This window comes from Caproiciproducens sp. (assembly GCF_053840905.1).
Window position 1 is genome coordinate 66,844 of sequence record NZ_JBNLXQ010000005.1, and the last position, 26,460, is coordinate 93,303.

General features: G+C 52.8%; 21 protein-coding genes. 12 read left to right on the forward strand and 9 right to left on the reverse strand.

Annotated elements, in window-relative coordinates:
* Positions 1-153: 153 nt before the first annotated feature.
* The 3 genes from ACQGQ5_RS06375 to ACQGQ5_RS06385 are packed head-to-tail and all read right to left on the reverse strand — an operon-like array spanning position 154 to position 2,626.
* Positions 154-903, reverse strand: coding sequence for an amino acid ABC transporter ATP-binding protein (locus tag ACQGQ5_RS06375; RefSeq protein ID WP_455735721.1), 750 nt, complete (start codon positions 901-903; stop codon positions 154-156).
* Positions 891-1,703 (reverse strand): amino acid ABC transporter permease, encoded by an 813-nt coding sequence (locus ACQGQ5_RS06380; RefSeq protein WP_455735722.1) that lies wholly within the window; start codon positions 1,701-1,703, stop codon positions 891-893. The genes ACQGQ5_RS06375 and ACQGQ5_RS06380 overlap by 13 nt, the downstream gene beginning before the upstream one ends.
* Positions 1,704-1,735: 32 nt before the next feature.
* Entirely contained in the window at positions 1,736-2,626 is an 891-nt protein-coding gene (locus tag ACQGQ5_RS06385) for a transporter substrate-binding domain-containing protein (protein ID WP_455735723.1), read from the reverse strand.
* Between the two features lie 188 nt (positions 2,627-2,814).
* Here ACQGQ5_RS06385 and ACQGQ5_RS06390 point away from each other — a divergent pair, with 188 nt between their 5' ends.
* Positions 2,815-3,066, forward strand: a complete 252-nt coding sequence (locus ACQGQ5_RS06390) for a hypothetical protein (protein ID WP_455735724.1) — start codon at positions 2,815-2,817, stop codon at positions 3,064-3,066.
* A 9-nt stretch (positions 3,067-3,075) separates the two neighbouring features.
* On the opposite strand, the gene ACQGQ5_RS06395 is transcribed toward ACQGQ5_RS06390, so the two are convergent.
* Both ACQGQ5_RS06395 and ACQGQ5_RS06400 read right to left on the reverse strand, forming a co-directional pair.
* A complete protein-coding gene (locus tag ACQGQ5_RS06395) occupies positions 3,076-3,999 on the reverse strand; it encodes an AEC family transporter (protein ID WP_455735725.1) in 924 nt (307 codons plus the stop codon).
* A 170-nt stretch (positions 4,000-4,169) separates the two neighbouring features.
* The gene (locus ACQGQ5_RS06400) at positions 4,170-5,489 is read right to left on the reverse strand and encodes an HAD-IIB family hydrolase (protein WP_455735726.1); all 1,320 of its coding nucleotides are present in this window, start codon (positions 5,487-5,489) and stop codon (positions 4,170-4,172) included.
* Positions 5,490-5,711: 222 nt separating this feature from the next.
* Between ACQGQ5_RS06400 and ACQGQ5_RS06405 the strand changes: the two genes are divergently transcribed.
* The 7 genes from ACQGQ5_RS06405 to ACQGQ5_RS06435 all read left to right on the forward strand — a co-directional run bounded on the left by ACQGQ5_RS06405 (position 5,712) and on the right by ACQGQ5_RS06435 (position 14,876).
* Entirely contained in the window at positions 5,712-8,309 is a 2,598-nt protein-coding gene (locus tag ACQGQ5_RS06405; protein WP_455735727.1) for a heavy metal translocating P-type ATPase, read from the forward strand.
* Positions 8,310-8,328: 19 nt separating this feature from the next.
* Positions 8,329-8,592 (forward strand): metal-sensing transcriptional repressor, encoded by a 264-nt coding sequence (locus ACQGQ5_RS06410; protein ID WP_455735728.1) that lies wholly within the window; start codon positions 8,329-8,331, stop codon positions 8,590-8,592.
* Positions 8,593-8,821: 229 nt separating this feature from the next.
* Positions 8,822-10,708, forward strand: a complete 1,887-nt coding sequence (gene phnD, locus ACQGQ5_RS06415; RefSeq protein ID WP_455735729.1) for a phosphate/phosphite/phosphonate ABC transporter substrate-binding protein — start codon at positions 8,822-8,824, stop codon at positions 10,706-10,708.
* A 147-nt stretch (positions 10,709-10,855) separates the two neighbouring features.
* Complete coding sequence (locus tag ACQGQ5_RS06420) at positions 10,856-11,836, forward strand: CAP domain-containing protein (protein WP_455735730.1); 981 nt, start codon at positions 10,856-10,858, stop codon at positions 11,834-11,836.
* Positions 11,837-12,022: 186 nt separating this feature from the next.
* Entirely contained in the window at positions 12,023-12,313 is a 291-nt protein-coding gene (locus tag ACQGQ5_RS06425; RefSeq protein ID WP_455735731.1) for a hypothetical protein, read from the forward strand.
* Between the two features lie 387 nt (positions 12,314-12,700).
* Positions 12,701-14,170, forward strand: a complete 1,470-nt coding sequence (locus tag ACQGQ5_RS06430) for a hypothetical protein (protein WP_455735732.1) — start codon at positions 12,701-12,703, stop codon at positions 14,168-14,170.
* Positions 14,171-14,210: 40 nt separating this feature from the next.
* The gene (locus tag ACQGQ5_RS06435; RefSeq protein ID WP_455735733.1) at positions 14,211-14,876 is read left to right on the forward strand and encodes a collagen-like triple helix repeat-containing protein; all 666 of its coding nucleotides are present in this window, start codon (positions 14,211-14,213) and stop codon (positions 14,874-14,876) included.
* Positions 14,877-14,888: 12 nt separating this feature from the next.
* On the opposite strand, the gene ACQGQ5_RS06440 is transcribed toward ACQGQ5_RS06435, so the two are convergent.
* The 4 genes from ACQGQ5_RS06440 to ACQGQ5_RS06455 all read right to left on the reverse strand — a co-directional run bounded on the left by ACQGQ5_RS06440 (position 14,889) and on the right by ACQGQ5_RS06455 (position 18,803).
* Complete coding sequence (locus tag ACQGQ5_RS06440; RefSeq protein WP_455735734.1) at positions 14,889-16,571, reverse strand: recombinase family protein; 1,683 nt, start codon at positions 16,569-16,571, stop codon at positions 14,889-14,891.
* A gap of 63 nt (positions 16,572-16,634) precedes the next feature.
* Entirely contained in the window at positions 16,635-16,886 is a 252-nt protein-coding gene (locus ACQGQ5_RS06445) for a DUF6870 family protein (RefSeq protein WP_455735735.1), read from the reverse strand.
* 139 nt (positions 16,887-17,025) lie between these two features.
* Positions 17,026-17,943, reverse strand: a complete 918-nt coding sequence (locus tag ACQGQ5_RS06450) for a phage major capsid protein (RefSeq protein WP_455735736.1) — start codon at positions 17,941-17,943, stop codon at positions 17,026-17,028.
* A 62-nt stretch (positions 17,944-18,005) separates the two neighbouring features.
* Positions 18,006-18,803, reverse strand: a complete 798-nt coding sequence (locus ACQGQ5_RS06455) for a hypothetical protein (RefSeq protein ID WP_455735737.1) — start codon at positions 18,801-18,803, stop codon at positions 18,006-18,008.
* Between the two features lie 1,643 nt (positions 18,804-20,446).
* Between ACQGQ5_RS06455 and ACQGQ5_RS06460 the strand changes: the two genes are divergently transcribed.
* From ACQGQ5_RS06460 to ACQGQ5_RS06475, 4 genes are read left to right on the forward strand one after another with little or no spacing between them, the layout of a single operon-like run.
* On the forward strand, positions 20,447-23,164 hold the full coding sequence (locus tag ACQGQ5_RS06460; protein WP_455735738.1) for a type I restriction endonuclease subunit R: 2,718 nt from the start codon (positions 20,447-20,449) through the stop codon (positions 23,162-23,164).
* 16 nt (positions 23,165-23,180) lie between these two features.
* Positions 23,181-24,323 (forward strand): restriction endonuclease subunit S, encoded by a 1,143-nt coding sequence (locus tag ACQGQ5_RS06465; RefSeq protein ID WP_455735739.1) that lies wholly within the window; start codon positions 23,181-23,183, stop codon positions 24,321-24,323.
* A gap of 2 nt (positions 24,324-24,325) precedes the next feature.
* On the forward strand, positions 24,326-24,946 hold the full coding sequence (locus ACQGQ5_RS06470; RefSeq protein ID WP_455735740.1) for a hypothetical protein: 621 nt from the start codon (positions 24,326-24,328) through the stop codon (positions 24,944-24,946).
* A complete protein-coding gene (locus ACQGQ5_RS06475) occupies positions 24,939-26,423 on the forward strand; it encodes an N-6 DNA methylase (protein ID WP_455735741.1) in 1,485 nt (494 codons plus the stop codon). The genes ACQGQ5_RS06470 and ACQGQ5_RS06475 overlap by 8 nt, the downstream gene beginning before the upstream one ends.
* Positions 26,424-26,460 lie beyond the last annotated feature (37 nt).

The window sequence follows — 26,460 nt, forward strand, 5'->3', positions numbered from 1 at the left end:
CGCCGCAAAAAACCTCTGAAAACAAAAAGCGCTTTGATACGGCCCTGAAAAGGACTGCTCAAAGCGTTTTTTTCATACAGTAAGATGGACATTCGGCAAGAGCCTTCAGACCCGGGACAAAGGCACGATTTTTTGCAGTCTGCTGCCTGAGTGTTATTGATTGCGGAAACGGGACAAAAACTCCCGGGTGCTTTCCTGCTGAGGATTGGAAAAGAGCTCTTCCGGCGTGTTTTCTTCCGCCACCACGCCGTCCGCCATAAAGACCACGCGGGAGGAAACGTCGCGGGCAAAGGCCATTTCATGGGTCACGATCACCATGGTCATGCCTTCCCGCACAAGATCGCGTATCACCTGCAGCACTTCGCCGACCATTTGGGGATCGAGCGCGCTGGTCGGTTCGTCGAACAGCAGCATTTCGGGCTCCATGGCCAGCGCGCGCGCAATGGCGACACGCTGCTGCTGCCCGCCGGAAAGCTGGTGGGGCTTCGCGTTGATGTATTCGCCCATACCGACCTTCGTCAGGTATTTCATCGCGGTTTCTTCCGCGGTTTTCTTATCCTTCTTCAGTACTTTCGTCGTGCCGGCCATGCAGTTCTGGAGCACGGTCATGTTGTTGAACAGGTTAAAGGACTGGAACACCATTCCCACCTTGGAACGGTACACGTTCACGTTGCTCCCCTTGGAGGTGATGTCTCTGCCGTGAAAGAAAATCTGGCCGGAGGTCGGCGTTTCCAGCAGGTTGATGCAGCGCAGGAGCGTGGACTTGCCGGAACCGGAAGCGCCGATAATGCAGATGACGTTCCCGTGATAGGTTTCAAAGTCGATATCCTTCAGCACCTGATGGTCGCCGAAGCTTTTGCTCAGATGGTTTACCCGCAGGATCGGGGCGTTTACTTCTTCCATGTTTGACTGCCTCCGTGCTTCTTAACAGGATTGTGGCCGCAGGGGTCGGCCATCATATCGGTCTCTACCAGAGAGTAATAGCCGGAGCCGTCGATCTTGCGCTCCATCCAGCGCAGCAGGCGCGAACAGGTAAAGGTCATGATAAAGTAGATCACGCAGATGATAAAGAATACTTCAAAATACCGGAAGTAGGCGCCGGCGGCGGAGTTTCCGGAAAAGAACAGCTCCGTGACGGAAATGATGTTCAGTACGGAGGTATCCTTGATGTTGATAATCAGATTGTTGCCGATCTGCGGAAGGATGTTGCGCAGGGTCTGCGGCATAATGACGCTTACCATGGTCTGCCAGTGCGTCATGCCGATCGCCTTTGCGGCCTCCGTCTGACCCGCGTCGATGGAGTCGATGCCGCCGCGCACGGTTTCCGCCATGTAGGCCCCGGTGTTGATGGATACGATGAAAAACCCGGCGAACATCGCGCTCATATCCACGCCGAACATCTGCTTGGAGCCATAATAGAGCACCATGGCCTGAACGATCATCGGGGTTCCGCGAAAGACTTCTATGTATACGGCTAAAATAAACTGCAGGACCTTATACAGGATTTTGACGACCGGATTGGCTTTTTTGTTGTAGGGCAAGGTCCTCAGCACGCCGACCAGAAGGCCGATCAGACATCCGATCAGGGTGCCGACCAGCGCCAGCATCAGCGTTACGCCCGCTCCGCGCAGAAAAATCATTCCGTATTTGCCGAGCAGATACAGTACCCAGCCGAAAAAATCGGTTTCGTTGGGAAGATTCATAGATTACACTCACTTCCTGCCTGCAGCCATCGTTATTGGGCCATCGGCTGCTTTGAAATCGCGTCCTGCATGATTTTGTCGCGGTCGGCTTCGCTGATTTCCGCAAGGGCTTTATTGATGGCCTCTTTTAAGTCCGCAGCGGATTTTGAAACCGCAATGCCGAGGTTGACGGCTTCGTCAGACGCTTTGAAGTCGTCTCCGCCGGCGGAAAAGTCGAGCATGACAAGATTTTTATTCGTAGAGGAAGCGGCCATGGCCGTCGGCTTGTCCGTCACAAAAACCTCGGTCTTGCCGGAGGTCAGGGCCACGATCAGCGCGGGAACATTCTTCATGGCCGGCTGGATTTTTGCGTCCGGGATCTGTTTGAGCATATCGTACCAGATGGTGTTCTGCTGGGAGGTGCAGGAAGCGCCCTTCAGGTCGGCCACACCCTTGGCGGAAGCGTATTTGCTGTCGGATTTTACAAGAGCGTAAATGGAGGCTTTGTAGTAAACATCCGTGAAATCGACGGTCTGCAGACGCTCCTTTGTAATGCTCATGCCCGCGATCGCCGCGTCCAGCTTGCCGGAGGATACGCCGGGGGCAAGGCCGTCCCATTCGGTTTTGACGATTTGCAGGTCGTATCCGATTGCGTCGGCAATCTTTTTGGCCATCATAACGTCGTAGCCGTTGGCATACTCGCCGCTGCTGTTGGAAATCGGGACCGCGCCGTTGGAATCATCCGCCTGTGTCCAGTTGTACGGGGCGAACGCGCACTCCATGCCGACCCTGAGCACCTTTTTCGAAGCGGTGCTCTGCGCGCCGGACGCGGCGGGAGCGGGGGACTGCGCGTCGCTTTTGGAACAGCCCGTCAAAGAAAACAGGCTGATCGCCATCGCCGCACAAAGCACGGCGGATAAAATCCTTTTTGTCTTTTTCATCATAATACCCCTTCCGTTAAAAAAAGCAATGCCGGAAAACCGCCGGTGAAATTCGAAATGAAGCAGATTGGCATGCAGGAAAAATGGATGAAGACTGCAGAAAAACACCAATTTATCTGTCGAACCTGCTGAATTATTGCAAATTATAATCTGATTACAGGGAAATGTCAATGGATGTTTTTTGAAAAATCATGCATCGGATCGAGCCGTTTTATGCATTTTGTATCTTGTCAGAGCGTGAAAGCAACATCTCCCCTGAAAAATGTTTTTATGTTGACGGCTCAACCCTCTCTCCTGAAACCGCACTGTTGAAAAACAAGCGCAAAAATGCGCCTTGCCGGGGCTTGAAAAAGCCTGTTCAGGGCGCATTTTTTGCTTTTCCGGATTTTCCGATTGATTCCATTTGCGCCGTCCGTTCATTCCGAAGCCTTTTCATTATGTAAAACGGATGTTCAGAACAGCTGCTTGGCCAGAACGCAGAAGAAAGGCATTGTCGCCACGGAAAACAGGGTCGTCAGCGCCACGGCCTTGGAGGCGAGCTTTGCGTCCCCGCCGAACCGGACCGCAAACATCGCGGTGACGGTAGCCGACGGAGCGGCGCAGAGCAGTAAAACGGTGGAGGCCACGGTTTTGTCAATACCGAACGGGAGCATCAGCAGAAGGGTCAGCCCCGGGATCAGGACCAGCCTCAAAACGGAAAGCAGGTAAAGGTCGCGGTCTGTAAACAGCTCCTTCAGATTGATTCCGGAAATATAGATTCCCACCACGATCATGGCGAGCGGCGTGTTCATCGAGGCGAGGGAGTCGATCGGGGACGCCAGGATTTCCGGCAGTCTGACGGAGAACGCAAAAAGCGGGAAAGCGACCGCCAGCCCGAGGATTCCCGGATTGGTGGCGATCTTTTTCCAGTCCGGGGCGCGTTGGCTGCTTACACTGGCATAACCGTGCGTCCACATGAAGAAACTGAACACGGCGTTGTACATGGCGGCGTAGGCGACTCCCGTGCTGCCGAAGACGGCCTCCACAAGCGGGATTCCCATATATCCGCTGTTGGAGTAAGCGGCCGCGAAACGCAGAATTTTTTTCTGGCCGTCGGGATGCTTCCGAAAGAAGAGCATGCTGGCCAGAATTGCCAGGATCATGGCAAAAGCCGACCAGAACACGGCGGAAATCAGCGCTTTGATCCCGATCTGCCCGATGATGCTCTGCAGCGAGGAGATAATCAGGCACGGCATGACGGCATTCAGCAGAATGGAGGTGATCTGCTGTGCGCCGCGCTTCGTAACCAATCCGGTTTTCCCGCAGAGATAGCCGATGAAAATCATAATAAACAGAATCATGACCTTCTCAAAGACGGTCAAAAAGGAGGTAAGCATCAGAAATCCGCCCCGATCTTTGTCAGATGGGTCTTTGCGCGGGCCGGTTCGGCGGTGTAGAAATGATTCAATTCAAACGTCCTTTCCGCAGAGATATGGTATTACAGCATTTCCGGTTGATTCTGCAACAAGGCTGCGTTTCTCCCCCTCCGAAGACGGGGAGGAAGGGGTTAAGGCAGCTTTTTGGCATGGAACAACTTTTCCATGGCCCTGACGACCGCGTCGCTGTCCTGGCCGCCGATGATCCGCGGCGCGGCTTCCTTCAGGCTGTCCGTCGCGTTGGCGACCGCGTAGCCGTAGTCCGCCGCCGCGATCATGCCCGCGTCGCTCTCATCGTCGCCGAAAGCGGCGACCTTTTCCATCCCGTACCGCCTTTTCAGTTCCAGTACGGCGTTTTCCTTGGAGGCTTCCACGCTGTAGATCTCCAGAAAATAGTGGCCTTCGTTGTTCCGGTCGGGGTAATAGACCGCGCTGATTTGCCCGGCGCAGCTCAGGCTCAGAATTTCTTCGCGCAGCTTCCGGACGGTTTCCAGCCGGTCAACCGCCATGATATAGACCACGTCGCGGTTTTCGGGCAGCGGGTTGCAGATATAATTTTTTAAGGGCCGCAGCTTCTGTTCGTGGTAAAAGCGCTCCTCCGCCGCGTTGGTAAAATCGCCGTAATAAATATGAAGGATATCGTTGATGATCGTGTGCACAAAGCAGTTCAGCCCGTATTTGTCAAATACCCCCAGCACCTCCTTCGCCGTCGCGTAAGGGATATTTTTGCTGTAGAGATAGGTCTTTTTCCTGATATCATACAACGCCGCGCCGTTCATGGCGATTACCGGAAGCGAAAAAGAGATTCCTTTCAGGATCGGCTCCATGGAAGAGGACGAGCGTTTGCTCGCCACCGTGATCATGGCGCCCCTTTGCAGGAGCTGGTTCAGCTTGAAACGGGTGAAATCGCCGATCTGCCCGTCGGAGTTGGTCAGTGTGCCGTCCAGGTCGCTTACGAACAGCAGGCTGCCGTTTTTCCTGCGGGGAAGATGGAACGCATTCACGCCCAGCGACACGAAGATGCCGATCAGCGTGTCTAAAATTCTGTTCAGCGCGAACAAATAAGGACTCGCGTCCTGACCGTGGGAAACGGTGATGCTCATAAAGACAACGCAGGTAATATAGGAAGCGGAAGTCTTTTTCGCCAATACGGTAAGATAGATCAGCGGGATGATGACGGCGGAAATCAGCAGATATTTCAGCACCGGCGCGTCCGGCGGGATAAAGCTCTTTTCCGCCATCATGACCAGCATGCCGGCGGTCCCTCCGATCAGGGTGCCGATGATGCGGTTAAAGGCTACCTTCCGGCTGTTGGAGACGTACGGCTGCATGCACAGGATGGCCGCGATCGCGGAATAAAACGGAATTCCGTCGCCGCGGAGGAGATAGATCGCAAAGCAGAGGAAAACCGCCGCAGAGGATTTGATGATTCGCATTCCGATTTTGGGCATTTGCAAGTACTCCTAAGTAATATTCATTTTTATTAGTTTACCACAATGCCGCAAAATTGCAATTGATCTTCCACAAATTTGTTTTCTTCCCGTCTCCCGGAAAAACCGTGATTTTCGATGCCGCATCCGGCTGCCGGACGGATTATTTTTTGCCTATTGACAAAAACTAAAAATATGTTTATAGTGGTATTACACCCCCCAGGGGTGGAGTGAGGTGAAGCGATGAATAAAAAATTCAATGTAACGGGCATGACCTGTTCGGCGTGCTCGGCCAATGTGGAAAAAAGCGTCCGGAAGCTGAACGGAGTGAACTCCGTCAACGTCAATCTGCTTTCCAACAGCATGACGGTGGACTACGACGATACGGTCGCCAATGACGCCGAGGTGATCCGGGCGGTGGAAAACGCGGGGTACGGCGCTTCTCTATATTCCCGCAGGGCGAACACGGACGCGAAAAGCCAGCCGCAGGAGAACCCGGTCCAAAAAGAACTGCAGTCGATGAAAACGCGCCTGATTGTTTCTTTTACATTTTTGATTCCTCTGTTGTATCTCGCCATGCATCATATGCTGAAGGAATGGATCGGCCTGCCGGTGCCGGAATGGATCAAAGCGGCCTTCCACGGTCCGGAAAACGGCGTGGCGTTCGCGTTTGCGCAGTTCCTGCTGCTTTTGCCGATCGTCTATGTCAACCGCAAATATTTTCAGGTCGGATTCAAAACGCTGGCAAAACGCGCGCCCAACATGGATTCCCTGATCGCCATCGGCTCCACGGCGTCGATCGTGTACGGGATCTTCGCCATTTTCAAAATCGGCTACGCGCTGGGACACGGCGATATGGAGACGGCGGACCATTTTCTGATGGACCTCTATTTTGAATCGGCGGGAACCATTCTGACGCTGATTACGCTCGGAAAATACCTGGAGGCCAGGTCAAAGGGAAAAACCTCGGAAGCGATCACCAAGCTGATGGACCTGGCGCCGAAAACCGCGGTGGTGATCCGCGGCGGAGCCGAGGTTGAAATTCCGGTGGAAGAGGTCGTCGTCGGCGATATCCTGCCGGTCCGCCCGGGCCAGAGCATCCCGGTGGACGGAATCATCGTGGAGGGTTCTTCCTCCGTCGACCAGTCCGCCCTGACCGGCGAGAGCATTCCCGTGGAAAAGCATGCCGGCGATAAGGTCATTGCCGCAACCATCAACAAAACCGGATATTTCAAGTTTGAGGCGCAGAAGGTCGGCGACGACACGACGCTGGCACAGATCATCGATCTGGTGGAGGAAGCGAGCTCCTCCAAAGCGCCGATCGCAAAGCTTGCGGATAAGATCAGCGGCGTCTTTGTTCCGGTCGTGATCGGTATTGCCATTGTGTCGGCGGCCGCGTGGCTGATCGCCGGCCAGTCGTTTGAATTCGCCCTCTCCATCGGCATCGCGGTGCTGGTTATTTCCTGCCCGTGCGCGCTGGGGCTGGCGACGCCCGTCGCCATTATGGTCGGTACGGGCAAGGGCGCTTCCAACGGCATCCTGATTAAATCCGCGGAGGCTCTGGAAACGGCGCACACCGTAAACACGGTGGTTCTGGATAAGACCGGCACCATCACGGAAGGCAAGCCGAAGGTGACGGATATCCTGACCACCGGACTGGCCGCGGAGCGGGAGCTGCTTACGGTCGCGGCTTCCATGGAAAAACCCTCGGAGCATCCGCTTGCGGACGCCATTGTGGAAAGGGCGTCCGAACTGGGGCTGGCGGTCAAAGCGGTCGATCGGTTTGACTCCGTTTCCGGCCAGGGCGTTGCCGCGGTGCTGGACGGCAAACAGTATTTTGCCGGAAACCGCGCGATGATGGAAAGCAGAAAGGTGGATATCTCCTCCCTGCAAAGCGCCTGCGACGCGCTGGCGGAGGACGGAAAAACGCCGCTGTATTTTGCGCGGGGGCAGAATCTGCTGGGTGTCATCGCGGTGGCGGACGTTGTAAAACCGACCAGCCGTCAGGCAATCGAAGAATTTAAGGCGATGGGTATTGACGTGGTCATGCTGACGGGCGATAATAAAAGAACAGCCGAAGCGATCCGCCGCCAGCTTCATATTGACCGCGTGGTGGCGGAGGTCATGCCGCAGGACAAGGAAAGCGAGGTCCGCAGGATTCAGGAAGGCGGCAAAAAGGTCGCGATGATCGGCGACGGCATCAATGACGCGCCCGCGCTCGCAAGAGCCGACGTCGGGATCGCCATTGGGGCGGGAACGGATATCGCCATGGAATCGGCCGATATCGTGCTGATGAAAAGCGATTTGCTCGACGCCGTGACCGCGGTGCAGCTGAGCAAGGCCGTCATCCGTAACATCAAGGAAAACCTGTTCTGGGCTTTCTTTTACAACAGTATCGGCATCCCGCTTGCGGCCGGCGTGTTTTTCTCCCTGCTGGGCTGGAAGCTGAACCCGATGTTCGGCGCGGCGGCCATGAGCATGAGCTCCGTGTGCGTTGTTTCCAACGCGCTGCGGCTAAAGCTGTTTCAGCCGCGCAGAATCTCTGCGGGGCAAAGACAGAACGAAACCGAAAATCCGATCAAAACAGAAGCGGAAGGAGATCTTTCTGAAATGAAAAAAGTCATCACTATTAACGGCATGAGCTGCGAACACTGCAAGGCCAGGGTCGAAAAGGCGCTGAACGCCATTGGCGGCGTGGAGGCAAAGGTGGATCTGAAAAAGAACAACGCCACGGTTTCACTGAAAACGGAGGTTTCCGACGAAGCGCTGAAGAACGCCGTGCAGGAAGCCGGCTATGAGGTGGTTTCCGTAGAGGAAAAGAAGGGCCTGTTCGGCAAATAATTTTACACGGAGGGCTGCCATGAAAGCAGACAAAGAAAAGGTGACCCGGCTGCTGAAAACCGCACGGGGACAGCTTGACGGACTTTTGAAAATGGTGGAAGAGGACCGCTACTGCATCGACATCTCCAACCAGCTGATGGCCACGCAGGCGATCCTGAAAAAAGCCAACATTGAAATTATCCACGCGCACCTTGGCTCCTGTGTCAAGGAGGCATTCGAACAGGGAGACGCCGAAGAAAAGATAGACGAAATACTGGCTGTCATGGATAAGCTTTCAAAATAACAGAATATTAGCGCTCTGAGCGGCTTTCAAACCGTTTCGGGGCGCTTTTTTCTGATTGCAGGCTGAGAATTTGAAAAAAGAGGATTTTTGCGGGAATATAGAGAACATTGACAGATTATAAGATTTGAAATATAATGATATTGTGTATAAGAAACATATGGAATGACGTAAAGAAGTAAAATTTTATCAGTTTTGAACTGAATTTTTTGATTGCTGAGGCGGTAGAAAAATGAATTTTACATCGAAACGGTCTGTCTTAATTTCTGCAATTGCAATTCTCATTCTTCATGCGGCAGGACTTTTGTTCCAATTCCACGGAGTGGGCGGCTTTCTCTATTCCGTGATCGGGAGCATCCTGATCCTGATTGCCGCCGACGCCCTGTTTGGAAAAAACGGCGGGGAACCCCGCCCTGTAAAGCAGAAGGACCATGAGCAGGACGACCTGGGGGAAAGGCTTTTTCAGGTCGCGGAAACCATGGGCTTTGATTCCCAGCAGCTGATCTGGCTTTCCAAGGACAACATGAAAACCTTTGAAAAGGTTGCAAAGATTTCTTATGAGATCGAAAAGTTCAGCGAACAGAATGCGGCCAGTTCGGAAGAGATCAATGCCAGCATCAACGAGCTTGCCGGAGCGTGTACCAATCTGAATTCCGGGATCGTAAAAATCGAGGATCATTCCAAAACCTCCATCGAAATGCTGAACAAAAACGAGCGGACCATCCGAAGCATCGGGAGCTTCATCCTCGACCTTACGTCGGTCATCCAGGTCGCTTCCGACAGCAACCTGGAGCTTCAGGAATCCTCCGCCAAAATCAATGAAATTGTGGACTATATCAGAAAGATATCTAGCCAGACCAATCTTCTGGCGCTGAACGCCGCTATAGAGGCCGCGCGGGCGGGGGAGGCCGGCAGGGGCTTCTCCGTGGTCGCCGGGGAAATCCGGCGGCTCGCGGTGCAGACGGACGACGCGATCTCCGTTATTGAAGGCGTGGTCAGAAATATTGTCGATAAAATACAGACATCCAACACGGCCATGACCGAAATCGGCGGCAAGATGAAAAATGTGGACGGCATTGTCACGGAATCGTCTCAGATCATTCAGGAAATCAATTCGATCCTGAAGGATGTTCAGAACGCGATTTCCGGACTTACCCAGGAGTCGCTGATGCAGAAGAATACGGCGGCTGAAATTGAAAAGGCAGTGGAAAATGTCGCGGAGGCGGTACAAAAGACCCACGATGTTTCCTGCTCCGCCATTGAGATGGTAAATGTCCAGCAGAAGAAAAACGAAACGATCCTTTCCTTCTGCAACAAGATCGGCGAAACCGCGGAAATGCTGCAGCAGGATGCCATGGCTTTCAAAAAGCAGGACGAAATCATCTTCGGCGTCAATCCTTTCGTCGAGCCCGACCGTATCCGGAAAACCTATGTGCCCATCCTCGAGCGGGTATGCGCCAGCGTGGGGCTGAAATGCCGCACGCTGATCGTCAGAAGTTACGACGCGCTCAGTGAAAGCGTGGAGAAGGGCATCATCGACGTCGGCTGGTTTTCTCCGTTCGCGTATGTCAACGCGCATGAAAAATGCGGGGCGAATGTGCTGGTTACGCCGAAGGTCCAGGGCCGCTGCTCCTACAACGGGTACGTTGTGGCCCGCAAGGACGGCAGGGTGCATTCCCTCAATGACTTAAAGGGAAAGACCTTTGCCTATGTCGATGAAAAAAGCGCGTCGGGGTATCTGTACGCCCGCGATATGATGAAGCAGAACCATATGGACCCGGACACCATTTTTGAAAAGGTCGTCTTTTTGGGCAACCACAATAATGTTGTCAACGCCGTTCTGGCCGGGGAGGTGGACGCGGGCGCGACCTACGACGAGGTTTACAATCAGGCGCGTGCCGACGGGCTTTTCACGGACGAGCTGATCATTGTCGCCCGTACGGAGGAAATTCCGAAGGATGCCCTGGCTGCCAGAAAGGACATGCCCGCGGCGCTTGCGGAAAAGCTCAGCGGCGCCTTTGTGGACTTCAGCGACTACAGCGGGATCGATACGACGGTTCAAGGCTTTGTCAGGAATGAAGACAAGGCGTACGATATTATCAGAAGATTAAATCATTAATTTCGAATTCATAATTTTTCCAGTATCTTCATTAGTTTACATAATTTTCAGTATTGTTTTCTTCATGCATTGGTGTTACGATAAGTGCAAGAAAAGTTACAAACCTGTAACAATTCAAAATCGAGAAGCATGAAAAGGAGATCATACATGAAAACGAAAATACTTGCGTTAATTGCATGTGTGCTGATGTCAGGTACGGCCGGCGCGATTGTAAACAGCGGCAATACCGCGGCTGCACCAAGCGAAAGCACCACCACAAGTACCGTTTCTATCGATTCTCAGGCGGAAGCCGTGGAAGTAACCAGCGAAGCACCGGCGGCGGACACACAGGAAACAGGCAGCACTGTTGCCGATATCGTTAAATCCGGTACATCCGGCGTTTGCCCCAAAACTTCCGCTTCCAACGGAACCGTGGCGGGAACCGATTCCACCAACTGCAAGGCTGGCAACAGCTGTGCCGGCAACCAGATCTGCAGCGCGGCAAACGGATGCATCAACAACTCCAACTGCAAAGCGGGCACCGCCTGCACAGTCAATTCCAACTGTCTGACCAATTCCTCCAACGGAAACAAATATCAGATCACGATTGGCGGAAAAACATACACCTGCCCCAATACGAACGCAGGCTCTAAGCCGAGCTCCAGTTCAAAACCGAGCGCAAGCTCCAAGCCCAGCTCCAGTTCCAAGCCGAGTTCCAGCTCTCAGGGCGGTACTTCCAGCACACCGTCCACTGCGGGCGGAAGCTATGCTTCTTTCCAGAATCAGGTGGTTCAGCTTGTCAATCAGGAAAGAGCCGCAAACGGACTCAAGCCCCTTACCGTCAATTCCTCTCTGACAAAGACCGCGACCTTAAAGTCGCAGGATATGGCGAAGCTGAACTATTTCGACCATCAGTCTCCTACCTACGGTTCTCCGTTTGATATGATGAAGCAGTATGGGATCAGCTACAGAGCCGCCGGCGAAAACATCGCCATGGGCCAGACATCCCCGCAGCAGGTGATGCAGGGATGGATGAATTCCCCCGGACACAGAGCGAACATCCTGAATGCTTCCTTTACCCAAATTGGCGTGGGCATTGCCCAGAACGCACAGGGCCGTTATTACTGGACCCAGCAGTTCATCGGTTAAAATTTCATTTCCCTTCAAATGATGTAAAAGAAGGCTGCCGTTTATCGGCGGCCTTCTTTTTTTGCCGCCATGGAACGTGTCAGAAAACGTTGGAACAAGATGGAGAGCAGCGTCATAAAGTGTTTACTGGAGGCCTGGACAATGACCGGAGGGCCGTTGGAAAGGTCTTCAGCAGGAGGAATGAGCATGAATAACTTTTTTACCTGGGAAACGCTGGCTACCTTTGCAGGATGCGCCGCCGCGACCGCGGTGATTACCCAGTTCGTGAAAAGCGCATCGTTTTTTAAAAACATTGCCACCCAGTGGGTGTCCTATTTCGTCGCAGTAATCCTTTTACTGGGAGCAACGTATTTTACCGGCGCGCTGACATGGTCGTCGGGCGCATTGATACCGTTTAACGCGGTCATCATTGCCCTGAGTTCCAATGGGGCGTATTCCGCTGTATTAAGGGCCACCGGGACCAAAGAAAACAAATAGATGAAGTAACGTTCCGCTGTGAAAAGAGATGTCCTTCCGGCCGGATGGCCGGAAGGATGTTCTGAAAATCCATGTGATCCCCGGGTGTACCCGCTTCCATTACACAGGCGCATACTGCACTTTTCGCGGGTCACCACATACTATATTAAAAAGCGTAAAGTGTTTGTTCATGCCAATGTTCGTAAACAAATTTGATACATGGGAGTTTTGATTATGTCCAATAGCAGAAGATGCCCGCCCTATGATGTGGGCGGCGGGTTTAATCCAGAAATGAAAATTTATCATAATGAATACCTGGATAATTGTTGCAAAGATCCGTGCGGCTGTTGCTGCCAGGGTCCTGCCGGCCCGAGAGGTCCGCGGGGCCCTGCCGGTCCCATGGGCCCTATGGGTTTTAGCGGTCCCACCGGCCCAACCGGTCCTATCGGTCCGTCCGGCAGTTCTACCGGAGGTGACACAGGTCCGACCGGCGCTACCGGCCCGACGGGGGCTACGGGTGACACCGGCCCAACTGGAGCGACTGGCCCGACGGGTGACACAGGCCCAACGGGCGCGACTGGTCCGACGGGAGATACAGGCCCAACGGGCGCGGCAAGCACCGTGACCGGCCCAACCGGCGACACCGGCCCGACAGGGGCTACGGGTGACACCGGCCCAACGGGAGCGACTGGTCCGACGGGAGATACAGGCCCAACGGGCGCGGCAAGCACCGTGACCGGCCCAACCGGCGACACCGGCCCGACAGGGGCTACGGGTGACACCGGCCCAACGGGAGCGACTGGTCCGACGGGAGATACAGGCCCAACGGGCGCGGCAAGCACCGTGACCGGCCCAACCGGCGACACCGGCCCGACAGGGGCTACGGGTGACACCGGCCCAACGGGAGCGACTGGTCCGACGGGTGACACCGGCCCAACGGGAGCGACTGGTCCGACGGGAGATACGGGCCCAACGGGAGCGACTGGTCCGACGGGAGATACAGGCCCAACGGGCGCGGCAAGCACCGTGACAGGTCCGACCGGCGCTACCGGCCCGACGGGGGCTACGGGTGACACCGGCCCAACGGGAGCGACTGGTCCGACGGGAGATACGGGCCCAACGGGCGCGGCAAGCACCGTGACAGGTCCGACCGGCGCTACCGGCCCGACAGGGGCTACGGGTGACACCGGCCCAACTGGAGCGACTGGCCCGACGGGAGATACAGGCCCAACGGGCGCGGCAAGCACCGTGACCGGCCCAACCGGCGACACCGGCCCGACAGGGGCTACGGGTGACACCGGCCCAACGGGAGCGACTGGTCCGACGGGAGATACAGGCCCAACGGGCGCGGCAAGCACCGTGACCGGCCCAACCGGCGACACCGGCCCGACAGGGGCTACGGGTGACACAGGCCCAACCGGCGACACAGGCCCAACGGGTGACACAGGTCCCACGGGCGCGGCTGTTGCTCTGCGGGGAGTTCAGGCACAGCTTCTTGGCGATGCCGTAGGAACGGTTGCCGACGGAGCCAATGTGATCTTTGATACGCTCATATCTGCCGGAAGCCCCAATATCACCTATAATGCGGTAACCGGAGTGTTTACCATCACTGCTCTCGGAAATTATTATGTAACCTGGTGGGTGGCGACGGATGGTGCGGAAGCCGCTACGACGGTATCCTTTGCAGTGGAATTAAACGGCGGCGGTGGTGTCCTTGGATCGTCCCCGATCGTAACAGGGCAGTTAAACGGAAGCGTATTGGTCACCGTAGGAGCAGTCCCGGCCACTCTTACACTTATCAATGTAACCGGAGCGACCGTTGGCTTGGCGGCGACACCTGTTCAGGCCAATATCGTTATCACAGAGGTAAGTCTGTAAAGAATGCCTCGTTGTGCAGGATAGTATTGGAGGATTTTAATTGAGCAATATAGCGCTACAGATAGAACGTACAACGGATGGTTCAGTGGCGGTCTTGGCTAATGTGGTTTTTGACAGCGTAGTTTATTCGGCAGGAAATATAAACTATAACCCGGTAACCGGAGTGATCACTTTTAATGAAGCGGGAAGATACGAGATAAATTGGTGGGTAACATCCCAATCCTCTCTGTCAGCCAATGGGACGGTGTTTGCACTTTCTTCTTCACAGGGAGATCTTCTGGAGGGCAACTCACCGCTGAAAACGGGAGAAGTCGTAGGACTGGGAATTATCGATGTAACTGAGGCGCCTGTGACAGTGTCGCTGGTCAATGCCAGCACACAGGTGGTTTTCTATTCGCCGATGGTGCCGTTAACCGCGACCCTCGTCGTAATAGAGGATGATTTTGTTACTCCCACCGGCCCGACAGGTCCAACGGGAGATACCGGCCCGACAGGTCCAACGGGAGATACCGGCCCGACGGGTCCGACGGGAGATACCGGCCCGACGGGTCCAACGGGAGATACCGGCCCGACGGGTCCAACGGGAGATACCGGTCTGACAGGTCCAACGGGAGATACCGGCCCGACAGGTCCAACGGGAGATACCGGTCCGACGGGTCCAACGGGAGATACGTTGCCACCAGTTTATGCGCAACCGGCGGACTAAAAAATTAGACGCTCACTCTGCCACAGCTTGGCGGTTGCTTTCGACAAATTCGGCGATGCGCTGGTATTGGTCGGCAAAGTTCAGCCGGATTTCGACCGAGCCGTCCCGATGCACGGAGATCATGTCGACCAAATCCACCAGTATCTCACGGTTCAGCTTCGTGATGTTTCGGTATTTCTGAAATTCCGTGAAGTAGGAATTTTCCGCCGTGACTCCTTTGGACATCATCTGGCGCTCCTCCTCGATTTTTCCGATTGCCGCCCGCAACTGCCCAATTTTATCCGTGTAATCCGCTTTCATCCGCAGGTATTCTTCTTTCGTAAGATCGCCGGTTTTCCAGTCGGCATACAGTGAATCGGAGATGCCGACCAGACTGGATAGTTCCTGCTCCCGCTTTTTCAGGGCTGTCTCCAGCCGTTCCGACTGATTCACCACAACCGGCGCGCGGTTGATTTCGTCGATCACCTGTCGCAAATTCTCAACCAGCGCAATCTGCGCCTGAATCGTACATAGCACCGCCTGCGAAAGAACATCCTCCCGGATGGAGCGGGGCTGGCATACGCGCCCGGCTTGCTTGCTGATGCGGCAGTAGTAGTATACATGGCCCTTGCACGATTTCCGGTGAAGCGCCCTGCCGCAGTCCGCGCATTTCAGGAATCCCGCGAAAAGATGCACCGCCTTTTGCCCGGGCGCGGCTCGCGTATCCCGGAGCAGCCGGTTCTGCACTTCTTCAAACAATTCCGGGTCGATAATTGGGTCGTGCGTATTCTCTTTGATAAACCATTCGCTCTCCGGCATTTTTACCTGCTTGTGGACTTTATAACTGATGACCCGCTGCTTTCCCTGCACCATGCACCCGGTAACCATCCGATTCTTGAGAATATTGGCGATGGTGGTCGGCGTCCAGATGCCGGACTTAAATTTGCTGTTCGGGTTCCGGTACTTCAACCCCTTCTGTTTTTTGTACTCGATCGGGCTGAGAATACCGCGCTCGTTCAGTTCCCTGGCAACGCCGTTAATGCTCAGGCTGCCCTGCGCGCCGTCGCCGCCAAGGCCGTACAGATACCAGTTAAAAATATCCCTGACCACCTGCGCTGCCTCTTCGTCAATGAGCAGCCGGTTTTTGTTTTCCGGGTCTTTTCGGTATCCGTAAGGGGCGAACGAGCCGATGAATTCCCCACGGCTCCGCTTCATATTGAACGTTTTACGCACTTCCTCGGATGTGGTGGCGGCAAACTGCTCGTTGAACATTCCGCGAATGGGGACTTCAAGCCCGCTGACCACGCCCGGATTCACAAAAGTGTCAATAAACGGCGTTCCCAGATTGATGAAGCGTGCCTTGTATAGCGGAAGAAATTCCTCGAGAAATTTCTGCTGATCGGCCAGATTGCGGAACGCGCGGGCAAGCGATTTCACAATCACGCAGTTGACTTTTCCGTCCACAATATCCTGCCGCATCCGCATAAAATTTTCTCGGTGGGTGTCCGTGCCGGTCAGGCCGTCGTCGATATAAGTATCCACAAGGGTATACTCCTCGTCGGCCCAGTTTTTCTGCAGATAATCGTTCAGGATTTTCCTCTGGTTCGCCACGCTGAGGCTTTCGTCATTCCCATCCTCCTTCGACAGCCGTATGTATAGGGCCACCTTCCATTCCGTCGTTTTTATGTTCTGAAGAGATTTTCGGATTCTTGCCATATTGGTTCCTTCCCTTCATAACCACGGTTTCAAGATAACTCTAAAAATGAAAACAGTCCAGTTCTATTTGCCCTTTTGCCGAATGAAATGCTCCGCCAATTTTTCAGAAAGCGGCTTCCCATTTTCTGAAAAAAATATTTTTACGGCAACGCCGCCGCATAGAAAGCAATAGGGGTTTTTAATCTGAGAAAGAAAGCTTTCCATGCGTTCTGAGGCAGGTTTTCCCGCATCTATTTTTACGCTCTGAATATCCGCTAGTTGTAATTGTCCTGTTTCTGTTTGGCTCAAGCTTTGAAGCTCAGATAGCGACAGCAAAACACCACCCCGCAAAACCTTTTTACAAAATATCTATGCGAGGCGGATTGTCCGGTATATCGGTGCGGCCTGTACGTTTTCGCGCGAAAATATTCCCGGAGCCTTTCGCTCCGGGAATAACGCATTCCGGTACTTACTTTTATTCTGCCATCTGAAGAAGCTTCACCGCGTCCGGAGAGATGAGCCTGCCGTCGATACGTTCAGAAGCGACAAAGCCAATTGCGTGTTCGGTCAACAAGTATGTTTCCCTCAGGACGACAATATCAAAGGCCTTTCTGTGGAAGATCCAGTAATAGGATAAATCACCGAACGCGACGGGCTTCGCGCCTGTGCCGATCTCGGGCATGCGGGGCGTGGTCTCCACCGGTCTGCCGAAAATCGTGTCGTCCGAGGAGCGCCACAGATAATTTTCGGCGCTGTCCTTCATCGTACGGAGAAGCATAGCGGTCTGATCATTCATCAGCCAGACAGCGTTTTGGCGGTAGTCGGCGTCCAGCGAAAAATACAGCTTGATGATGTCGTCATAGGCAATCGTATCGCTCCCAGCGACGGTTACTCCAATTTGCGCCCCGTTCTCCGGGTTCAGAATACCGGTCGGTTCGCTTACGCCGTCGCCGCCAATGAAACCGGCCTCCTCCGCTTTCCCAAAACGCTTTCCAAATTCTTTCGCCAGGCATTGAGGCAGGTCAAACTGCGCGTCCCCGACGAAATTATCTTTCAGCTTTACAATACTTGCCAGCTTGTGAGGCTCCACATGGAAATCACGAAACGCTTCGTCTATAGCCGTGATGCTTCCGTTTTCCGGAACAAACGCCGCGGTGCCCGTGAATGCTCCGGTTATCAGGCTGTTTCCGGAACCAAGGTCGAGCATGGTCGCGTATCTGCGGAAAATGTTGATCTTGGCAGCGGCTTCGGCAAATAAAGGTTCAAATCCATCGGGAGAAGTGTATACGTTGTTCAAGTTCCCATCCTGCAAAACTTCGATTTCATCCTGCGACAGGGATTGATTGCGCATCTTTTTCCAAAACATCTGATCATATAGCGCGGGATACTTCATAACTGCCTCCTCAGACGCAAAATGCGGATTTTATGATACCTTTCATGTTTATGCGGAAAACTTCACCATCTTGCCTGATTGGCGGCTAAGACTATTCGGTTACGGACAGGCCTTTCCGAGCCGCCCGCCTGTGGCCGCAGGTTAAATGGGGGAAGCAGGCGGCGTTGCCATCCCGCGACGGCTCGAAAAACGACGCTGAGGGGCTCCCAGCCGCCGGAAAAGGGGAAACGTGCGGGAGCAATCATCGACTCCCGCGCGAAGATGGTGTTAAGGACGATTTCACCGCTTTTCGTTCGCTTCTCCGGCGCTGCCCGTGCCCGTATCGCCGGCAGGGGCTTCTTCTCCCGACGGGGCGGTAACCGGCGCCGTCGTGGTTTCCGTGCCTGCGTCCGCGCCGTCAGCGGCCTCGCCGGCAGCCTTTTTTTTGGCGCTCCGTACCGCCACGCGGCGTTTCCTGTGAGATTTTTGAGCAGGAACTTCCGAGCCGGTTTGAAATCGTCTCCCGCCATACCAAGCCCGATGAGCCAAACCCGCATGGCGAAGCGCGGGTTTTCGAATTCGTCCCGCGCCTTCGCGGTCACACGTTTTTTCTCCTTCGCCGTTTTGCACAGGGCGGCGATGAACTGCGCGCAGGCCGTTACCGTATCGCCGTCGAAGTCTCCAGAAAACCATGGGAAGCGAAGGGTATCCCCGGTCGATTCGATGGGCAGGTCATCCGCGCCGAGAGCCGTTTTGATGAGCGCGGCCTTGCTTTCCACCAGCTTCGTGAGGTTTTCCAGCTTTTCCGGCGTGAAACCGTCCGCCGGCATTTCGATAGTGAGGCGGTCAGACGCTCCCGGTCCTTTGGCTGTCTCTGGCATGGCCGTGTCGGCGGCTTCTCCCGCTTCGAAGCCGCACTCGGCGAGCGCTCCCAGAAGAGCGTCGCTGCGCTCGCCGCTGAGCGTTCCGTTTCTGCCACCGTGTAGCCGCCGACTTTGTACCCGAAGCTTGGCGCGCCGAGATAGCTCACCGGCGCATTGAGGATTTCGCTGATTGCGCTTACCAGCTTTTTGCGCTCCGCGCCTGTGACGTTGAATTGAACTTGCATTGTGTTTCCCTCCGAAAAAAGTAGTCTTTGCGTTTCCGCGGCACTATTACTCACTCTTTTCGGGACAGACATCAAGGGCCAGAATGTAGAGAAAGCCGTGCGATTTATATCAACGGGTACTTTCGCGGCACCCGAATAAAGCGGGACGAAAAACCAAAAACACTTGTGAAAGTATATGCGGCGTTTTTCCAAAATGTGCCCGCTTTTCCCGCTGTTTTTGTCGTGGTTTGTCCGTTCCTATCGCGGCCTGTCCCGCGTTGTCGCCCTCGCCGCCCGTTCCCGCTTCCGCCAGATTTCCGAATTGCTCCGTGATTTTCCGGGCAGACAGCAAGTACACCTTTTGAAAAAAGCCGACTATTTGAAAAAACAGCCTGCTAGGCTCGTTTTTCAAAGCAGAGAAAGCCCCGAAACATCAGCGTTTCAGGGCTTTGTGTAATTTTTTGAATTCGCGCGTGTAGCGTACAAAGGCCTGCCGCGCTGTCCGCGAAGCGAAGCCGTAGAGATTCGACCGCCCCCTGGGGGTCAGCAGCGAATGCGGTTTTGAGTCGGGGCTAAAGTGATAACGCAGTCCGACCAACGGGCCAGGTTCTGGCAGCAGGGAAGGGCAAGGGTTTCTTCGGCTTGTGAGGCATAAGGCACCTCCTGATAGAAAAAATGGGACAGCTTATGAGCGGGATGGCGAAAGGGAGCGGGATCCTATATATTCTTTTTATTATTTTAGCTGAAATATTTTTTGGCTTCGCGTAACGCAATATGTGAGAAAAACCCGCTCCACCCGCTCCAAGGCACAGGATATCTCGACGGAAGCCGCTCCCAATCCGCTCGGGAATGCTGCAGAACCGCTCGTGTTGTCAGACATATATGTCCGTATCCGCGTGTCGAAATAGGCGATGCAACTGACTGCTTCAGTAATTCCTGCCGGCATAGCCAACGAAGAGCGGATTTGATTAAGTGCCATCCTCCGGGATAACTTCAATGGATTTCACGGGAAAAAGCATACGATTTTGATTGAATTTCGATCTAATAACACGAGATTTATCCGCGTTTTTATCCATGAAAATATGAAATCTGTAGAGAATGCAAGCCTGCTGAATAAGGAAATGCCCTCCATTGATGCTCTGGACAGCCCTAAAAGAGCGGGAAAGGAGCGACTTTGAATATGAAGCCGCTCCTCGTCTGAACACAAGTGCAATGTAGCTTTATTATTGAAAGATCGAATATATTTGTGATATAATGTGTAAAACCGTCGAGAGGGACTGGAGCATGGATGCAGTTATAAAAAGCTCTGAAAACTGTTAATTGATCACGGCTTTAAACTGCGATATCAGCGATATTATGGAAATGGTGCCAGATAGTCAATAAATAAAGCGAGGTGGTTATTCATGACCCCGGAAGAAACTGCAAGAGTCGAAATTGATGAGAAACTCGCCGCGTCAGGATGGATTGTCCAGAACCGGGACGCATTCAATCCGGCAGCCGGCATCGGCGTCGCGGTTCGTGAATACCCCCACCAGCACCGGCCCGGCAGATTACGCTTTATTTGTGGATGGGACGCCTGTCGGTGTGATAGAAGCAAAAAAAAGCGAAGCGGGAGAAAATATTACAACGGTCGAGGGGCAATCCTCCCGGTATGCGGGAAGCACCTTGAAATGGGCGCAGGCGGACACAGTGATCCGCTTCGCTTATGAAGCCACCGATGTCCTGACTCGCTTTACGGACTATGCCGATGAGAAATACCGTTCCCACCCTGTTTTTACATTCCATCGCCCGGAAACTTTGCGGATGTGGCTGGCAAGGGGAAACGCTACCCTCCGCAACAATATGAAGCACTACCCGGAATTTGACACCACGGGATTCCGTGACTGCCAAATTACCGCAATTAAAAATCTGGAGCGCTCTTTTGCGGAAAACCGGCCCCGCGCGCTGATTCAGATGGCGACTGGAGCCGGTAAAACATTCACCGCGATTACCGCCGCCTATCGCCTGCTGAAATTTTCCAAGGCGGCCCGTGTGTTGTTTTTGGTTGATACAAAAGGGTTGGGAGAACAGGCGGAGCGCGAATTTCTTGCCTATCGCCCGTCGGACGACTTCCGCACATTTTCCGAAATATACTCCGTGCGCAGGTTGCAATCTTCCCATATCCCAAAGGACGCGCAAGTCTGTATCAGCACAATCCAGCGGATGTATTCTATCCTGCGCGAGGAAGAAATGGATGAAAGCCTTGAGGAAACATCTCTCAACGAGGTAAAAATCGACGGCAAACCCAAAGAGGTCGTATACAACGAAAATTACCCTCCCGAGATGTTCGACGTTATCATCATTGACGAGTGCCACCGTTCTATCTATAACGTATGGCAGCAGGTTTTGGACTATTTTGATTCTTTCCTAGTCGGGCTGACCGCCACGCCGGACAAGCGCACCTTTGGCTTTTTTCAGCAGAATGTGGTCAGCGAGTATTCCCATGAGCAGGCCGTTATTGACGGTGTGAATGTCGGAGGCGATATCTTCACCATCGAAACGGAAGTCGGCAAAAACGGAGCGACGATTTTAAAGCAGCTGATCGAGCGCCGCGACCGTTTGTCCCGTAAAAAGCGCTGGGAGCAGATGGATGAAGACGTCGCCTATAAAAGCGTCCAGCTCGACCGCGACATCGTGAACCCAAGCCAGATCCGCACTGTCGTCAAAGCGTTCCATAACGCTTTGTTTACCGAACTGTTCCCCGGGCGAAAAGAAGTCCCCAAAACGTTGATCTTTGCCAAAACAGACAGCCACGCGGATGATATTATTCAGATTGTGCGCGAAGAATTCGGCGAGGGGAATGAGTTCTGCCGCAAAATCACCTACCAGGCCGACAACCCGGAAAGCGCGCTGTCCGCTTTCCGCAACGACTATTATCCTCGCATTGCCGTCACAGTCGATATGATCGCCACGGGCACGGACGTAAAGCCGATCGAGTGTCTGGTGTTCATGCGCGATGTCAAAAGCAAAAATTACTTTGAGCAGATGAAAGGGCGCGGCACCAGGACGCTCTCCAAGGACGATTTACAGAAGGTTACGCCATCCGCCGTGTCCGGCAAAACGCATTATGTCCTTGTGGATGCCGTGGGCGTTTCCAAGACGGTAAAAACCGATTCCCGCACGCTGGAACGCAAACCGACCGTTTCCCTGAAAGATTTAATGATGGGCGTTGCGCTGGGCGCTCACGATGAGGATACGCTCACATCGCTTGCCAACCGCCTGACCCATTTGGATAAAGAACTGACTCCAAAGGAGCAGAAGAATTTTCAGGCTCTGACGGACGGTGTAGCGGTAAAATCCGCGGTGCAGAGCCTGTTGGATGCTTTCGATCCGGACGTCATCGAAAGCCGCGCCCTATCGCTTCCCGCCGCTGAGGGAGAATCCCCCGAGCAAAAGCAGGCACGGGCGCAGGAAGCCTTGATCGCGGACGCGGTCAAACCGTTTTATCTGCCGGAGGTGCGTCAGTTTGTTGAGAATGCCCGCAAGAGCCACGATCAGATCATCGACACGGTAAATGTTGACACCGTCACATTTTCCGGCTGGGACGCGCGGCAAGCGGAAAAAGCGGAGGAAACCATCCGCTCGTTCCGTCGCTTCATTGAGGAAAACAAGGACGAGATCATCGCGCTTCGGATTATTTACAGCGAAACCTATCGAAACCGCCCCATGACCATAGAGAAAATGAAGGCGCTATACGAAAAGCTGACTGCCGCTCCCTACGGGATAACCATAGAGCGGCTGTGGGATTGCTATGCCATCCGCAGGCCGGAAGCGGTCAAAGGGAAAGGCACCATGCGGGTGCTGACCGATTTGATTTCCATGATTCGGTTTGAAATGGGGTATACCGACACTCTTTCCCCCTTTGCGGACACGGTGAACTATAACTTTATGCGCTGGACAATGGCGAAGAACGCCGGACACATCCATTTTTCCGACGAACAGATGGAGTGGCTGCGGCTCATCAAAGACCACATTGCCGTTTCGCTCAGCGTAGAGCCGGACGATCTGGAACTGACACCGTTTGATGAAAAAGGCGGGCTGGGCAGATATTATGAACTGTTCGGCAGCGAGTATCTGAATGTGCTGAACGAGATGAACGAAGCGCTGGTGGCGTAATAAGGAGATAGAGTTTTTGAAATCTGTTAAGCTTGGTACTATATTGAACATGGAAAAAGGAAAAAAGCCAGCGCATCAGGCTAAAAAAAACATACACGGTTATATGCCTTATGTTAATATCAAAGCATTTGAAACCGGAGTTGTTAATAGTTATACTGACGGAGAAAAATGTACACTTTGTGACAACGGCGACATTCTTATCGTCTGCGATGGCTCTCGCTCTGGCTTAGTTGGACGCGCTATCAAGGGAGCAGTAGGTTCAACATTGGCCAAAGTTTCTGCGAGAGGGCTTATTTCAGAATATTTTTTCTATTTTTTACAAGGACAATTCACATTGTTGAATACAAGAAAAAAAGGAACGGGAACTCCTCATGTTAACCCGGAAATTTTGAAAAACACAGAGCTTGTCGTACCAGATGAGAAACAACAACGATTGGTTGTTGCAAAAATTGAAGAATTGTTCTCCAATTTGGATGCCAGCGTCACAGAACTGCAAACGGCAAAAAAAAGGCTGAAAATATATCGGCAGGCGGTGCTGAAGCAGGCGTTTTCTTCTGTTTCGGCAAGGATGACAATACGGGAGAGCACATCTGTGGTTACCAGTGGTTCCCGAGGATGGGCTAAATATTATAGCGATCAAGGTGCAATCTTTGTTCGTATTGGCAATTTGACAAGAACAGGTATCAATATTGATCTATCAGAAACTCAACATATTTTTCTTCCAGATAATACAGAGGGAACGCGAACTTTACTTCAAGAGGGAGATGTGTTGGTTTCAATTACTGCTGATTTAGGAAGTATCGGACTAATCCCATCGAATTTTGGTGAAGCTTATATAAATCAGCATATTGCTTTGGTCCGATTCAGAAATAAAAAGCAATCAAAGCTTTTTGCATGGTATTTAAGAAGTGAGTTTGGACAGGCCGATTTACTCAAAAATAAACGAGGTGAAGGGAAATTAGGGCTTGGCTTGGACGATATAAGAGATTCACATGTTCCGAATGTTGATGATGAAGAAGCATCCCGAATTATTGAGGATATTGAATCCCGCCTATCCGTCTGCGACAAAATTGAGAAAACAGTGGACGAATCTCTGCAACAAACGCAGGCTCTGCGGCAGAGCATTTTGAAAAAAGCCTTTGATGGGAAGCTGGCGTAAATATGACAGATTGGATTATGATTGCCATTACCGTGATCTATGTCATTGCTACAATACTGATTTGTATTTTTAATTACCGCTCGGCAAAGGCGACTCGCGAGCAGGTTGCGGAATCAAAGCGTCAGTTTGAGGAAAGCAACCGGGCTTCTGTCACGGTTACATTTGAGTTGATCAGAAGCGGATTAGCTGTTCTACATATACAAAATCATGGAAAACGAATTGCTCAAGATGTAAATATCAAGGTGTCATCCGCTTTCCTTGAAAATATGGCCGATAATGCTGACAAGGAGCATATTGAAAAATTAAGCAGCTCTTCATTTGCACTCGGCATAGGCCAGAGTTGGTATATTTGCATTGGCAGTCATTTGCAATTAGAACAGATGAGCAAAGAATTACTGACTATAGACATTTCGTATACGGATAGCACCTCCCATTATCATGAATCCGCAGTAATTGATTTAAAGCAATTTTTCTGGGCTCTAATTTATGATTCTCCTGCAGAGGATACTTATCAGGAGATGAAGAACATAACTCGCTATTTAAAATCCATCGATAAATCCATAACTTCTTTGCAAAAATGCGTTTCAACAAAAACCAAAGAAAGCGAGACTCATCATGCCTGAACAAACCTCCACCATTATTTCTAAAGTCTGGTCTATGTGCGGTGTGCTGTACGACGACGGCGTGCCTTACGGCGACTACCTGGAACAGCTTACCTATCTGATATTTTTAAAAATGGCGGACGAATACGCGAAGCCGCCCTATAACAAAAGCCTCAGTATTCCCGTTGGATATACATGGTCTGATTTGAACATGCTAACCGGTTCTGATCTTGAGGAACAATATAAAGCGACACTCGACAAGCTGGGTACGATGAGCGGTATCCTTGGGGAAATATTTCAGGGAGCGCAGAATAAAATCAGCGAAGCGGCAAAACTTTCCCGAATCGTAAAAATGGTGGACGCGGAAAAATGGGCGTCCATGTCCACTGATGTCAAGGGAGAAATCTACGAGGGCTTGCTGCAAAAGAACGCGGAGGATATTAAAAGCGGCGCAGGGCAGTTCTTCACGCCGCGCCCTCTGATTCAGGCAATGGTGGAATGCCTGAAGCCGGAACCGATGAAAACCATTGCAGACCCGGCCTGCGGCAGCGGCGGCTTTTTCCTCGCGGAGCAGAAATACATTGCCACCCACTATTCTCTCGACCGTGAGCAGAAGGAGTTTTTGAAAAACAGCACGTTCCGAGGCTGGGAAATTGTACGCTCCACTTATCGCCTCAGCCTGATGAACCTTTTTCTGCACAACATCGGCGACCTTTACGGTACCGTTCCCATCACACGCAACGACGCGCTGCTCTCCGACCCGGGCGAACGGTTCGATTATGTCCTGACCAATCCGCCGTTCGGCAAAAAATCCTCCATGACGTTCACTAATGAGCAAGGGGAGCAGGAGAAAGAAGAACTTGTCTATTCCCGGCAGGACTTCTGGGCGACCGGTTCAAATAAGCAGCTCAATTTTGTGCAGCACATCAACACGTTACTGAAAAACACCGGCAAGGCCGCCGTGGTCGTGCCAGACAACGTGCTGTTTGAAGCGGGCACGGGCGAAATCGTACGGAAAAAGCTGCTGGAAACAACCGACCTGCACACCATTCTTCGCCTGCCCACAGGGATATTCTATAAGCCGGGCGTCAAGGCGAATGTCATCTTTTTTGATAAACGTCCGGCCAGCCCGGATACGCAGACAAAAGAAGTCTGGATATATGATTTCCGCACGAATGTGCATTTCACGCTGAAACAGCACCCGATGACTCGAGCCGACCTGGATGATTTCGTGCGGTGTTATCATCCGAACAACCGCTATCAGAGAACCGAAACATGGTCGGAGGAGAACCCGGATGGCCGTTTTCGTAGATTTGGCGTGGAAGAAATTTTAGCACGGGATAAAACCAGCCTTGATATTCTCTGGATCAAGGACAAGTCCCTGACCGATCTGGACAGCCTGCCAGACCCGGATGTATTGGCTTCCGATATCATTGACAATTTGCAGTCCGCGATGGACGGATTTAAGGAGTTGCTGGAAACGCTGGGCGAAACATAAAAGCAACGATGATCAAATTTAAATATGAGCACGAAAG

Coding starts and splice junctions, on each gene's coding strand:
- ACQGQ5_RS06375 (WP_455735721.1), bottom strand. CDS start 903: ATGGAAGAAGTAAACGCCCCGATCCTGCGGGTAAACCATCTGAGCAAA.
- ACQGQ5_RS06380 (WP_455735722.1), bottom strand. CDS start 1,703: ATGAATCTTCCCAACGAAACCGATTTTTTCGGCTGGGTACTGTATCTG.
- ACQGQ5_RS06385 (WP_455735723.1), bottom strand. CDS start 2,626: ATGATGAAAAAGACAAAAAGGATTTTATCCGCCGTGCTTTGTGCGGCG.
- ACQGQ5_RS06390 (WP_455735724.1), top strand. CDS start 2,815: ATGCATCGGATCGAGCCGTTTTATGCATTTTGTATCTTGTCAGAGCGT.
- ACQGQ5_RS06395 (WP_455735725.1), bottom strand. CDS start 3,999: ATGCTTACCTCCTTTTTGACCGTCTTTGAGAAGGTCATGATTCTGTTT.
- ACQGQ5_RS06400 (WP_455735726.1), bottom strand. CDS start 5,489: ATGCCCAAAATCGGAATGCGAATCATCAAATCCTCTGCGGCGGTTTTC.
- ACQGQ5_RS06405 (WP_455735727.1), top strand. CDS start 5,712: ATGAATAAAAAATTCAATGTAACGGGCATGACCTGTTCGGCGTGCTCG.
- ACQGQ5_RS06410 (WP_455735728.1), top strand. CDS start 8,329: ATGAAAGCAGACAAAGAAAAGGTGACCCGGCTGCTGAAAACCGCACGG.
- phnD (WP_455735729.1), top strand. CDS start 8,822: ATGAATTTTACATCGAAACGGTCTGTCTTAATTTCTGCAATTGCAATT.
- ACQGQ5_RS06420 (WP_455735730.1), top strand. CDS start 10,856: ATGAAAACGAAAATACTTGCGTTAATTGCATGTGTGCTGATGTCAGGT.
- ACQGQ5_RS06425 (WP_455735731.1), top strand. CDS start 12,023: ATGAATAACTTTTTTACCTGGGAAACGCTGGCTACCTTTGCAGGATGC.
- ACQGQ5_RS06430 (WP_455735732.1), top strand. CDS start 12,701: ATGGGTTTTAGCGGTCCCACCGGCCCAACCGGTCCTATCGGTCCGTCC.
- ACQGQ5_RS06440 (WP_455735734.1), bottom strand. CDS start 16,571: ATGGCAAGAATCCGAAAATCTCTTCAGAACATAAAAACGACGGAATGG.
- ACQGQ5_RS06450 (WP_455735736.1), bottom strand. CDS start 17,943: ATGAAGTATCCCGCGCTATATGATCAGATGTTTTGGAAAAAGATGCGC.
- ACQGQ5_RS06455 (WP_455735737.1), bottom strand. CDS start 18,803: ATGCCAGAGACAGCCAAAGGACCGGGAGCGTCTGACCGCCTCACTATC.
- ACQGQ5_RS06460 (WP_455735738.1), top strand. CDS start 20,447: ATGAGAAACTCGCCGCGTCAGGATGGATTGTCCAGAACCGGGACGCAT.
- ACQGQ5_RS06470 (WP_455735740.1), top strand. CDS start 24,326: ATGACAGATTGGATTATGATTGCCATTACCGTGATCTATGTCATTGCT.
- ACQGQ5_RS06475 (WP_455735741.1), top strand. CDS start 24,939: ATGCCTGAACAAACCTCCACCATTATTTCTAAAGTCTGGTCTATGTGC.